8 protein-coding genes are annotated in these 13,686 nt (G+C 37.8%); all 8 read right to left on the bottom strand.

The annotated features are described in order from the left end of the window. Positions 1–63: 63 nt before the first annotated feature. Entirely contained in the window at positions 64–2,100 is a 2,037-nt protein-coding gene (locus QM887_RS00465; RefSeq protein ID WP_414270034.1) for a glucosaminidase domain-containing protein, read from the bottom strand. A gap of 213 nt (positions 2,101–2,313) precedes the next feature. Continuing rightward, positions 2,314–2,760, bottom strand: coding sequence for a hypothetical protein (locus tag QM887_RS00460; RefSeq protein ID WP_414270033.1), 447 nt, complete (start codon positions 2,758–2,760; stop codon positions 2,314–2,316). Beyond that, positions 2,741–3,652, bottom strand: coding sequence for a phosphodiester glycosidase family protein (locus tag QM887_RS00455; protein ID WP_414270032.1), 912 nt, complete (start codon positions 3,650–3,652; stop codon positions 2,741–2,743). Before QM887_RS00455 ends, QM887_RS00460 begins: the two co-directional genes overlap by 20 nt. Further along, positions 3,649–4,692 (bottom strand): glycosyltransferase, encoded by a 1,044-nt coding sequence (locus QM887_RS00450; protein ID WP_414270031.1) that lies wholly within the window; start codon positions 4,690–4,692, stop codon positions 3,649–3,651. The genes QM887_RS00455 and QM887_RS00450 overlap by 4 nt, the downstream gene beginning before the upstream one ends. Positions 4,693–4,916: 224 nt before the next feature. Next, a complete protein-coding gene (locus QM887_RS00445) occupies positions 4,917–5,414 on the bottom strand; it encodes a YkgJ family cysteine cluster protein (protein ID WP_414270030.1) in 498 nt (165 codons plus the stop codon). A gap of 129 nt (positions 5,415–5,543) precedes the next feature. Beyond that, positions 5,544–6,722 (bottom strand): hypothetical protein, encoded by a 1,179-nt coding sequence (locus tag QM887_RS00440; RefSeq protein WP_414270029.1) that lies wholly within the window; start codon positions 6,720–6,722, stop codon positions 5,544–5,546. A gap of 16 nt (positions 6,723–6,738) precedes the next feature. Further along, complete coding sequence (gene addA / locus QM887_RS00435; RefSeq protein ID WP_414270028.1) at positions 6,739–10,386, bottom strand: helicase-exonuclease AddAB subunit AddA; 3,648 nt, start codon at positions 10,384–10,386, stop codon at positions 6,739–6,741. Next, positions 10,383–13,634, bottom strand: a complete 3,252-nt coding sequence (gene rexB, locus QM887_RS00430; protein WP_414270027.1) for an ATP-dependent nuclease subunit B — start codon at positions 13,632–13,634, stop codon at positions 10,383–10,385. Before rexB ends, addA begins: the two co-directional genes overlap by 4 nt. Between the last annotated feature and the right edge of the window lie 52 nt (positions 13,635–13,686).

Below are 13,686 nucleotides of genomic sequence, written 5' to 3'. Positions count from 1 at the left end.
CAAGTTTCTCTTGATAAGCAAAATCGATAACCACTTTTCAGTCGTTATCGATTCTAATGATTTCTAGTCTTTTTCGCCCAGCTTACTGTTGATTGTCATCATAATACTTGCAATCTTTTCTCCCCAATATGGGTCTGATGCGTAGAGGACATTCATTCCGGAAGCTTTATTTCCAAGATGGGTTCTACCTTCGTCATAATAATTCTCGCGAATCCATTTAGCAGCACCTAAGATACCCTTGTCGACATTGTCAAAGCTTTTGGCTGAATCATATGGTGTTGTATCATAGGCTGCAATACCAAAGAAGTTATTCTTATCTTTGGCAATTTGACTTCGCCCCCATGAACTTTCTAGAGCACTGTGGGCAATCAAGTAGAGGGCATTGATTTTATAACGTTCTTCCGCTTCTTTAAAGACTGCACCTTTACCTGCCAAACGACTTCCTTGAATATTCATGATAGAGAAAATTTTATCCAACTCTGCTGCTGTATAATTAGTTGGTTTGCTTAAATCTCTAAACAAGAAAGGATTTTCAACTGTAAAGTTGTCAAAGTTAGCACCATCAGCTGAATAATATTTTTTACCAATGGTCATAGCCGAACTATGTGGTGCAACACGAATACTAGCATAAGGTGATAACTCATGGTAGAGATATTTACCATCCGAAGCATAGTGAGGAATGAAGTCACTTGCAGAACTAACTGCTACAAGATCATTCTTGTTCATATAACCTGAAAGGCCAGAGATTTTGACTGGAAGTCGACCGCCTTGAGCTTCTGCTCCAGTAACTGAAACAATGCTACCTTGTGAGATATAGCTGAGTCTATCACCTGAAGCGCTGTAGACATAAGCTGTAATTGGAGCTACCTTATAGTAAGATGATGGATCAGAAATCCATTTTCCATTACTTTGGAAAGAATAGTCTTTACCTTTGATTTTGAAAGTCCCAGTTACATAACCCCCATCTTCTTTGAGGTAATACCAAGCGTCATGGTCCTTATCAAAAATCCATTCATTCTTAGCCATATAGCCGCCAGATTTTAGATAGTAAGCTCCCTGCCACTGATTTTCAGCGTAGCTACCATCAGCTTTGATATAGAACCAGCTATTGTGTTTCTTATCAAAGATCCATTCATTCTCAGCCATTGCTCCACTATCTTTAAGATAGTATTTCTTTTTCCAGGTGCTACTTTCCATTACACCTTCCGCATCAAAGTAATACCAACGGTCTTTAATTTTTTCCCATTTATTTCTAGTTATCTTACCAGAGGCGTCAGCGTAATACCACTTGTTAGAAATTTTAACCCATGAAGATTCGGCTAATGCACCGCTCTTGTTGAAGAGATACTCTTTGTAAATCGTATCACTGAGCATCGTTCCGTCTTGGTTAAAGTAATACCAGATGTTCTTAATTTTTTCCCACTTATTACGAAGAATTTTCCCATCTTGATTTCCATAGTACCATTTATCACCAATTTTAGTCCAAGTGTTAATTGCTAAAGCTCCACTACTATTGAACAAATAGTCTTCGTAAATGACATTACTAAGCATGATACCGTCTTGATTAAAATGATACCAATCTCCAGAAATATTAGCCCATTTATTTCGAGTTACTTTTCCTTCTTCAGTCGCATAATACCATTTATTTTCAAGTTTCACCCATGATGATTCAGCTAAGGCTCCACTCTTATTGAAAAGATAGTCGTTAAAGACAGTATTGCTAAGCATGGTACCATCCTGGTTAAAATAATACCAAACACCAGCTATCTTCTTCCAATTTAAAACAGGCTTATTATTCTCATAATAGCGCCATTGACTGTTTTCTTTTTGCCAACCTTCTTTGTTAACCTCTTCTACTACTGCTTCTGTCGAAGACTGCTCCTTGGTTTTAGTAGTTTCTTGCTTTGGGGAAGTTTGAGGCTCGACTGTTTCTGACTTGTTTTGAGTTTGGTTCAGATTGTCATTTCCTGCTTGGCTTCCTGTAGCCTTTTCAGAAGTTTGAACTTTATTGGTAGCTTGAGATTCCTCAGCATAGACAGTCGTTTTCGCAATACCTGCCATAGAGAGGGCAACCGTACTTGCCAGCAATACTTTTTTCATTCTTTTCTCCTAACAAATACCAAGTTTGGGATTTGTTTTTCTTAAATATTGTATTAAAAACGCTAATTATCCATTTTATTATACAATATTATTTTAAATACGAAAGTAGTATTTAAAATTAGAAAGAAACTTGTAATATTTCTACAATATTTTAGAAATAAAAGGCGATAAAAAGTAGTCGAACATCAGCTGAACGACTACTTTTTTATAACATTATGCCTGACCATAGACTTCTTTGCGTTTCGTTTTAGTTACTTTGCTAGAGTTCTTCCAAAGGTTTGGATTGATGAAAATAGTGACGACCGCTAGTATTGCAAAACCAATCCCAACATACCAGTAGGGTGTATCCAAGGTTGTAGAGCGTCCTGAAAGATTGACAATCCCACGGAAAAGCGTACCTGCTGTAATAATCGCTACTGCCGAATTCCATAGATTTAGACTAATACGAGAGAAATGAGGGAGAACCTTGAGAAAGATTGCTAGTAGAATCCCCCCTACAAGAGGTGCTACAAATAAATAGTGCATATGAACAGAAGTTTCTCCAAAACTAAAAGCTTCATAAATTCTAGAAAATGCAAAGAAGAAAATAGTGATTAGTGTGTAAGAAATGACTGTTTTCTTAAACCGTTTTTTGCCAAGATTAGTAACCGATGTAGACAATGTCACTCACCGCCCTTTCTGAAATTTTGTTTCCACCAGTCGTTGGTTTATTGATAACCTGACCGTTGAAATAAAGTGTAGATGATCCACCGCCATCAAGATTGTAGGCAGTCTTTGCACCATAAGATTTCATGACCTCAGCTAGCTGATAAAGAGAGAGTCCTTCACTTTCTGATGTACGTCCATCTGAAACAACGATGATATAGTGGTTTTCATCGATAATACCAATAGCCGTACGAGGATTTGAAGCCATTGCTTGTCCTACTTCTGTATTGGTATCAACTGCAATTTCACCATTTTCGACCAAGGCTGGTCCAAAAGCCAAGAGATTGACGACACCGTCATTAACTAGTTGCTCAGCTGAGATCTGATCTTCGTAAATAACCTTGAAAGAGCCGTCTTTATAAATAGCTAAGTCGCCATTACTAGAATCTTCACGAACAGTATCACGATAGACAACGCCATTACGGATAACATAACCTGTAGAGTTAGCACCATAGTAGTCCCCGTTTACCGCTAAAATGGCATTGTTGTCAGCTGCGGTTACAGAGGTTTTTGCAGTTACGTTAGTTCCATAAGCATTTTGAGCAAAGGCAGTTTTCAGATAATCTGATGAGCTAAGAGTAATATCAGCAACGTAGACTTGTGTATTATTGACTGTCGTTTCAGACAAATTGACGGAAATATTGTCATCTTTATAACTAGAGTCAGTAACAGTAGCTGTCTTAGCAGCTTGACTTGCTACTGCAGCATTGGAACTTGTGCTAGTTGTAGCGACTGTTGAGATAGTTTCAGCAAGGACAAAGGTCTTTAGCATGGAGTAACTAAAGGATCCTGTCAAGAGTAGGCCAAGAACTGAGGCGTAAGCATAGCGTTTCTTTAAAAATTTCATAATACAGTTGATGTCCTTTCCTTAAAGATGAATTTCTTCTGCACTGTCCAAGAGACAGCGAAGAGAAGGATGCCGACGATAACTTTGGCAATCAGAAGGTTGATACCAAAGACCGTAAAGAAGAGACGAATCAGTAGCGTGTCTAAGACAAAGAGTCCGACTGCTAGACCAAAGTACCCCATCCCTGTTTTCACAAGGCTATCGTCATTTTTAAAGACTAGTTTTTTATTTGTAGAATAGTTGAAAATAGAACTAGTTACACGAGCTACTCCGTTTGCTAGAAAAATTCGTAGACTCGTCGGAACTGTCGGCAAAATCAAGATTGCTAGGGCGTAAACGACATAGTCTACAACAAAGCTACTGAGAGATGATAAGGCAAATTTAAAGATATTTTTATAAATCATGAGCTCGTCTTGGATTGGGCGGAAGTGTGAAGCCTCATTGTCATTAATATAGACAGTTTCAATAGGAACTTCTAAAATCTCATATTCTTTCGTTGCTTCGAGCAACATATTCATTTCATATTCGTAACGTTGGCCTTCAATCTTAAGCATAAACGGTATCAAGTTTGTAGTAAAAGCACGAAGACCTGTTTGCGTATCTGTTACTCCTACTCCTGTTTGAAGCTTAAAGAGAGCTTTGGTTAAGCTGTTACCAAAACGGCTACGAAGGGGAACTTTTCCTGAAAAGGCACGTACACCCAAGATTAGCTTGTTTGGATTTTCGGAAGCTTTATTAGCCGTGCGGAAAATATCCCATACCTTGTGCTGTCCATCCGCATCTGCTGTGACAACCGTACCATAAATGTTTTGTTCTTGGATATAAGTAAAGGCTGTTTTTAGAGCCTGCCCTTTACCTTGGTTCACTTCATGACGAAGGACAGTTGCATATTGTTCTGCTTTGTCAAAGATTTTTTGGCACTCTGATGAACTGCCGTCGTCTATGACTAAGATATGAAAATCACTCTTTTCGTGAATTTTTTCGATGAGTTTGATAAGTTTATTATCTGGTTGATAAGCTGGAATGACTATGTAGTTCATATCGATACCTCTTTCTTTGATGATGGTATAACTATACAGAAAATCGCTTAAAGATACCTTATATCAGTTTTCTTTAAGATTAGGTTTAAAAAACTTTAAGCTTAAAGAAACGACTTTTTAATTAATAAGAAATATGGTTTGAATTTTCAGATAAAAATAAATATACAAAAATCCCCAAACAGTAACTGTATTTGAGGATGAATCTTATCATACAATGAGAGTTCTTAATCTATCTTCTCTCTTAATCTTTCAACAAAGAGATAGGCTGCTGGGCAGGTTAGAGTATTTTTAATAGTAAGATTATTGATTTGGTAAATCTTCTTACGGTCAGTATGTGGAAATTCACGACAGGCTTTGGGACGGACGTCATAGATAGAGCAGAGATTGTCCCCTCCTAAAAATGGACAGGGCATAGATTTGAAGACCTTATCTCCATCCTCGTCTACCTGCAAAAACTCAGCTTCAAAGGCTGGTAATTTCATTTTAAAGTATTTTGCGATACGTGTGATATCTGCTTCTTTGAAGTCTGGACCAAGACTCTTGCAGCAGTTAGCGCAGGTTGTACAATCAATTTCAGTAAAAACTTCTTGATGGATTTCAAGAGCAATTTTATCCAAATTTTTAGGTGCTTTCTTTTTCAGATTTCCTAAAAACTTCCGATGCTCTTTTTGTTTTTGCAAGGCTAGTTGGTGATAATATTCGATATCGATTTCTTTTGACATAGTTTCTTTCTATTTTTTTAATGTTGATACAAATATTTTGATATTTATACATAAAATAAATTATGTAAAATAACTTTGAGACATAATTTTAACAATAATGAGTCTCTCCATGCAGAACGAAAACTACTGCTATACTATCATTCTTTCTAAAAAAGGTTTGATGCAGTTGGTTAAAATGCCTTCTATCCAAGATTTTTGAGCGGACGATAGGTTTTCTGCATTTAAAGACTCCTTTAAAAAATCACGTACCTGGTCGGGTGCTATTTCAAACTCAAAAGCCTTCATTTTGTAGAAGAAATCAAATAGATTATTAGATAGGTATTCTCTTGAAAATGGGATTTCTCCAGTTTTTCGATACATTGTTAAAAGTCGAGAAAAGCGAGCTTTTTCTTCTGGAATATCTTGAAAATAAGAGTTTAACAACCATACTTGCTTTTGTTTTCTTTCAAGAGGGTCTTGACTAGCAATGCGTTGATCCTTTTCAAGTTCTCTTTGGTACTGTTTTGATTTTATAGAACGTTCTGTCCGATTTTTTCCAAAGAGAATTTTTTCCCACTGGCGCTCCTCTAGTGTCAGTGTTTCGCTCAATCCAAAGTAATCCTGATAGGCTCGTTCAGCTGGTCCCATTGCTAGAACTAGATTATCCGCATATTGTTTGGCAATCTTGTCTCGCTTCTTTCGTTCCTTTTCAGCCTTGATGCGAAGCTCCTGCTCATAGTCAAACTTTTCTTTTCCGAGTTTAATAAGATAGAGTTGATCGTCAGATTTTCCAAGTAGAAAGGGTTTGATAAATTTCTCAAGGACTTCTTCCATACGAGCTTTCTTCAAAGGCTCTGCCTTAGTCCAACTTCCACCTTGAAATACCTCCAAAAAGAGTTGATAATCCTTTTCTGGTGAGAATTGATTACCTCGATTTGACTTAAAAGCTCCCTTTTTCCATAGCCAGTTGATCAGTTGCTCATCAAAATCTGTTTTATTAACTCGAATGGCTTCTTTTTTCTGGGCCTTTCTGGTTAGATTTTCAAGCTTTCTGAGAAGTTTTTCCTCCTCTTCTAGCTGTTGATCTAGGCTAATTCTTTGGAAATGACGCACACAGTCACTCCCAATGGGAAAGAGACGTTTGCCAGTAACTCCGTTAAAAAGTTCATAAGCATACTTTATAGCATTACCGCAGACACAATTGCTTCGACCGATTCCATTAAAAATCAAGGAAACTTCACTCCATTCTTTGGTAGCTTGTTCCCAAGTATCGGCTTTAGATGCCTCTAAAACTGCATCATATAAGTTTTTTCTAACAGGAATGGACATGATGGCTCTTTTCTTTTTATAGTTTAACGACTTCTACCAGCTCTTTGCCAAGTAAGATTAAATATTTTTCAACTTGATCTATTTGGTAAGAACGAGACAAGGCTTCTGCATATAGAGATAATTGACCTCTATAACGTTCGATCAGTTGACTTGGATATTCATAAAGATCTGTCTTGTAGTCAAAAAGAACAATTTTATCCTCATAAAGGAGATAACCATCTAAGATTCCACGAACAACAAAGTCTTCCTGACTCTTAGCATCTCTTTTTAACATAGAAAAGGGTTGTTCTCGATAAAGTTTATCTTGATTTCCAAGAATCTCTTGACCAAGAGTTGTATCAAAAAAGGACAAGATTTTGTCTAGATTAACTTTATCCTTAACAGCTGAAGTTGCCTGAACTTGCTCCAAGGCTTCTGTCAAGGTTTCCAAAGTAGGTTTCTGAGCGAGATTGATTCGTTGCATGAGTTCATGAGTGGCGCTACCAATCTCAGCTCCAGTGACTTTTTCTGTCTTGGAGAAGTCCGGAAGTTCAAACTGAATCATAGTTTCTTTTGGTTTAGATTGACCGGCTACTACTACACCTTCCATATCCATGACTGGTTCATAAAACTTCTTAATCTGACTTGGGGTCTGAACACTCGGAAGATTAATCGCTGCACGGTGGATTTCATTATACACTTCCACTTCTTTCAGCATTTGTAAAGCTTCCTTAATGGTATCAGACTGACGGTTGCTTGCCTGAGAAAGATCTTGAAGCTGGCTTTTAGTTTCCAATTTACCGATAGCTTCTTCCGTTAGTTGTTCTTCACCCTCGAAACGAACACTAAAGTGTAAGTCCTCTTTAGAAAAAGCTTGATAGATGGCCCAAATCCAGTCCTGGAAATTTTGAGCATCAAGTCTAGTTTCACGAGTTAAGAGGCCTTGCCCATTTGTCGGGTATTCTTTAGACTCTAACTTTTCCCTCGATCCCTTTCCGACTAGATAGAGTTTTTTCTCAGCACGAGTCATAGCTACATACAGTAAACGCATTAACTCAGAATAGCTTGCTAATTGGAGCTCCTCCTCATTTTGACTATAAGTCAAGCTTGGAATCGATAACTTAATCGTAGATGGAAGATATTCCTCTTTTGCATTTGTAGCTACTCTAGCCACATACTTAAGACCAAGACCGTTTTTACGACTTAGGATAACTTCAGACATGGAATCTTGCTTGTTAAATTGCTGATCAATATTGAGAATAAAGACATAAGGGAACTCAAGCCCCTTACTCTTATGAATACTCATAAGCTCCACAGCATCCTTAGGTGGAGCTACAGTGACACTGGCAAGGTCGTGCTTGGCTTCTAAGACTTGATCAATCATAGTTATGAAGCGTGATAAGCCTTTAAAATTACTCTTTTCAAACTGGTCAGCTCGTAGTGCTAGGGCATAGAGGTTTGCCTGTCTAGCCTGACCATTTGGTAAAGCACCAACATAATCATAGTAGAAACGTTCGCTATAGATTTTCCAAATAAGATCATAAAGCGAATGAGTTTTTGAGAACAAACGCCAAGAATTAACAGTTTCCAAGAAAAGGTTAAGCTTTTTATGGAGTTCAGATTTTATTAAATCCTTTTGGATACTAGTTTTTGCTTGAGCATTGACTAGTTTTTCATAAAAGTTCTCTTGAACCTTATCCTCAGAATTTTGAAGAGCTAGACGAGCCAATTCATCTTCATCAAAGCTAAACATAGGAGACTTCATGAGAGCTACTAAAGAAAAGTCTTGCAGAGGATTATGGATGACACGAAGAGTATCCAACATAACCTTCACTTCTAAAGATTGCAAATAATTGTTTAGAGCGCCATCAGTTTTAACTGGTATCCCATATTCCGACAAAGCAAGTAAAACCTGGTCGTTCCGACTTCTGCTGGCAGTCAAGAGAGCAATGTCATTAAAAGGAACCCCTTTATCATTATGAAGGTGCAATATCTCTTTAATGACCATTCGCATTTCACCAGTCAATTTGTTGATCGAAAACTCTTCCTCTTCCTTAGAATCACCATCAACATCCTTATCATACAAGAGGACTTCTGCATTGTTTTCTGGATCTGGGTGTAAATCAGTATTTCCGAAAACAAGTTGATGCATGCCGTCATAAGAAATCTCTCCAACTTCCTCATCCATGAGATGCTTAAAGACGTCATTGGTAGCATTTAGTACTTCAGAACTACTACGGAAGTTTTCCTTAAGCAGTATTAATTGACCTTCTTTGCTATCCTGAGCAAAACTATGGAATTTTTCATTGAAGATTTGGGGATCTGCCTGTCTAAAACGATAAATAGACTGCTTGATATCTCCCACCATAAAACGGTTATGCCCGTTAGAGAGGAGCTCCAACATTCTTTCCTGGATATGGTTGGTATCTTGGTACTCATCGACCATGACTTCGTGGAAACATTCCTGATACTCTTTTCGAACTTGAGGGAAGTTTTCCAGAATCTCAATGGTATAGTGACTAATATCCGCAAATTCAAAGCCATTTTCTTCACGTTTACGCTTTCGATAGGCATCAACAAAATCTCTCACGAAGACTTGGAATGTCTTTGCCAAGTCCCAGGAATCTTGATGATAATCTTCTTGGAATTTTAGTAAAGTGATTTGGTCATTTAGTGCAATTAGCTTTTCAAACTTGTCTTTTCTCTCTTGGTTGTAGGCTTCTTTCAGTTCTAGGAGTTCAGCCTTGCGACTAGCGTTTGTAAGAGCACGACCACCCTTATCCTTAGAAATACTTACAACTCGTTCTAGAACTTCTTGATATTGATTAAAAGTTGATTCGTTGGTTAAAGCTCCAATTTCATCAAGAACTTGTTGGACAGATTCTAAGTAGGCTGCTTTTCCAAATTCCTTGGCATCATTCTCTAAATGGTAACGGAAGAAACTTTCTAAATCCCAAAGTTTTTCTTTTATAGCATCTGCGAGTTTTTCTTTGGAAACTGTAAAATCAGCCTCTTCAAAGCCTTTTAGAAAAGAATTTTCTAGCCAAGCCTGAGGATTACTTGTAGATTGCAAAAAGTCATAAATCATGTAGACCTGTTTACGCAATCCACGTGCATCCTTGCTTTTACCTGCAAAGTTCTTGACCAGCTGACTAAACTTGCCTTGTTCTTTACCTTGATAGTGACTTTCAAAAACTTGACGAAAGACCTCATTTTTTAAGAGAAGTTGCTCACTTTCATTCTGAAGAATACGAAAATTTGGAGAGAGGTCAAGGAGATAACCATGCTTGGTCAGGAATTTCTGGGTAAAAGAGTCCATGGTCCCAATCGCGGCATTGGGTAAATCAGCTAATTGTCTGCCGAGGTGTTTTTTTAGTTCCAGATCTTGCGTTTCTTGGATTTGTTGGCTAATTTTCTTTTCCAAGCGTTCTTTTAACTCGGTTGCTGCCTTAACGGTAAAGGTTGAGATAAAGAGTTGGCGAATTTCTACTCCACGCGCTAGTTGGTCAAGAATTCGTTCAGCCATGACAAAGGTTTTCCCTGAACCAGCTGAAGCTGAGACCAGAATATTTTGACCAGAACTATAGATCGCTTGAATTTGTTCAGTTGTTTTCTTAGGTTTCTTGTTAGACTGAGCTTCTGCTACTTGCAAGGCTGCAATCTCTTCTTGAGATAAAAATTTCATCGCTCCAACTCCTCTCTGATTTTATTAAACCATGTTTCCTTATCATTGCTCTTAGCAACCTTATCTAAGAATCTAGCCTGACCTAAATGGTAATTAGCTTCAAAACCAGTTATCGACTGATATTGTTGGACATATGGCGCAATACTTCTGCCGTCTTCTGTGTAAGGATTGATAGCAAATCTACCAGATAAAATCTTCTCTGCAGCTTTCTTATAGATAAGGGCGTTATAGTCTAGCAATAACTGGAATTCCTCATCAGACAACTGATAGGTCTTGTTTTTATTATATAGTTCCCCAAGGTTCTTTATTTCTTTTTCAAGAAATAGCCCTTGATACTTCATAGTCTTAGTTGTTTCTGCCAAAGCCTTTGAAAGAGTTTTAACAGATTGTAAGGACTGAACTGGCTCAGCCATCTCTAAATACATAGCACCAAAGAAGTCTGTATTCCCTTCTTTCTTAAGAGCAGCCAGATAGGTTGGTAATTGTGAATTAAGGCCGTTATAAAAGAGAGGGAAGTTAAACTGAGTTAGAGAAGATTTGTAATCGACAACACCAATAGCTTCACTTGTCTTTAAGCGATCTATTCGGTCAACTTTACCACGGACATAGACATTTCTGCCGTTATCTAACTGGACAAAGGCTTGTTCCTTACCACCAAAAACTGCTTCTTCCTGAATTGTTTCAATTTCAGAATTATGACGAAGTATATGCCCAGTTGCACGCGCAACGTCTAAAAGAACTTCCTTGGTTAATTGGGCTTCCAAACTTTCTTGATAAATGGCTTGAAACTCACGTTCTTGACTGGTTTCAGAGATTGCTTGTTCTAAGCGACGATCAAAAGGTGTATCAGCAGGAAGCTTCATAGCCCGTTCAAAAATACGATGCAAGAAATTACCATGGCTTCGAGCATCAGGTCGCAGTCGCAATTCTTCCTGTAAGCCTAAGACATATCGAAGGAAATAACTGTATTCGTTTCGATAAAACTCTGTTAATCCCGAAGTTGATAGATAAAAATCTTGATTTTGAGGATACAAGGCTTCTAAAGTTTCCGCAGCTAAGGTCTTACTTTTTGGACTTGTCGGTAGGACAGGATTTTCAAGACCTTGATCTTCTAATTTTCTCCCCATGACACGAGCTAGAGCCTTAATAAAAGTTAAGTCCTGGTCACTTGTCTCCGACTCACCTTGCTGGTGATAAGCAACAAGACTAGACAAAAGACTGTGATAAGAACCAATATCATCCTTTGATAGGTTTCTTCGATCGATTCTCTTTTCAATCTTGGTAAAACCAAAATCCTGCAATTCTTTCAGATAAACTGACTCTTTACTCTCGTTTTCATTGAGTAGACTAGGCGCTGATAAGACTAATTGCTTCTTAGCAGAATTTACCAAAGAAAGCATGGTATAGCGATTCTTCTTGAGATTCTCTTGACTTGCAATCAATAATTGAGAGCCTTCTTCAGTACCTCGGTTTAAAACTTCTCTTTCTTCATCACTCAAAAGACTAGTATTTTGGGTGATTTTAGGTAGATGATCCTGGGTTAAGCCAAGTGCATAGATGTAATCAGAAGTCAAAGGCGAAATCAAATCATAACTTTGCACCAGAACCGTATCTACCGTTGCTGGGATTGTACGATAATTGGACAAGGACATCCCTGAATGAAGAAGAGCCAAGAAATCATCTAAAGCGACCTGAGTCCCCTCAAATACGGTCGCAAATTGCTCCATTACGTGGCAAAATGCTTTCCAGACCTCCTCTTGTCTTTCTTGTTCTGCCGCATCCATCGTTTCAGATAAGGATTGTAATTTCTTGGTAACAGATGCGTCCTTCAAAAAGTTATTCCATTTTGCAAGGATATTTTCAGTCTTTTGCTTACGACTGGATAATAAAGTTTCTAGTGGATTTAGGACACGGACACGCAGCTCATTTAATTCTTCTAAATCAAATTTTCCATGATGATTTTTTGTAAATTCTTGTTTAAAGTTAGAAAGTCCATCAATACCTAAATAGCGGATATATTGTTCAAAGCTATCAATTTCCTCTTGACTAAGGTCGGTATATAAGCCAGTTCGTAAGAGGTTTATCAAATCTTCCTGACGGAAATAGTACCGTTTGAGACGTCCCACAGATTCTACAAATTGAGTCAAAGGATGATGAGCCATAGACTCGCTTCTCCCCAGATAAAAAGGAATCTGATATTGATTAAAAATTGTCTGCAAGGACAGTTTATAAGACTCTACGTCTCCTAATAAGATTCGAAAATTTTTGTAGCTTAGTTCAGCTTCTTGGTGTAATTTTTGGCGAATACTTCGAGCCACCAATTCTAATTCTTCTTTTTGTGTCAGGCAAGACCAGATTTGCAAGTCTTCTCTATCCTTAGCATCCACTTCTAAGCTAATTTCAGAATAATCATAAGCACTTTCCAGTAATTTTGAGGCCTTGGAAAAAGCATCAAGATTTTTATGTTCTTGACAGGCATCTTCTGCCTTGGTCTGATATTTAAAAGCTAAATGACGTAGAAATTCAACACTGGCTTGATAGAGGTTCCCTTCACTAAAAGAGCTATTATAGGCTCTCTTAGACGCATATACACCAATAATAATCTCAACACCCTTACGATGAAGCAAATCCACTAGGTATTCCTCTTCTGCAGAAAAACGGGTAAAACCATCAATGACTAGGGCAATCTTGCTAAAATCACTACTTACCTTGTTTTCTTCGATAGCATCAATCAGATAGGATAATGTACTCCCCTGTGAAACTTGACCTTGATTTAAATAAGCTGTTATCTTTTCAAAAATCAAGATTAAATCAGAGCGTTTATCAGCATCTGTCAAACTTTCCAAGTCCAAAAAACTCATCTTTGCCGTTGTCATTTCATGATAAATCTCAATCAGTTGCTGGATGAATTGAGGATCTTGCTTAATAGCCCCGTAAACACGTAAATCCTTAGGATCAATCTCGGACAGACACTTATAGAAAGCCATACCAAGACCGATATCATCGAGACTAGTCCTCTCAGGAATATCATTTAAAACCAGATAACGAGCCATTTGAGCGAAGCGCGTGACTGTGATAGCAAAAGAAGCCTGCTGACTCAAGCACTCCAGCACGGCACGTTCCTTTTCAAAAGAAAGAGAGTTAGGGGCGATATAAAAGACTCGTTTCCCTTGGTCAACTAGTCCTTGAGCCTCCTTGGTTAGGATTTCTGTCAAAGAAGTCCGAATATCGGTATAAAGTAGTTTCATCTCTGCCTCGTTTGTTTTTTCATTACCTTTTATTATATCATTTTTTAAGTAA

This window comes from Streptococcus infantis (assembly GCF_047460875.1).
GTDB classification, from domain to species: Bacteria; Bacillota; Bacilli; order Lactobacillales; family Streptococcaceae; genus Streptococcus; species Streptococcus infantis_AA.
This window is presented reverse-complemented; position numbering and strand designations above follow the sequence as displayed.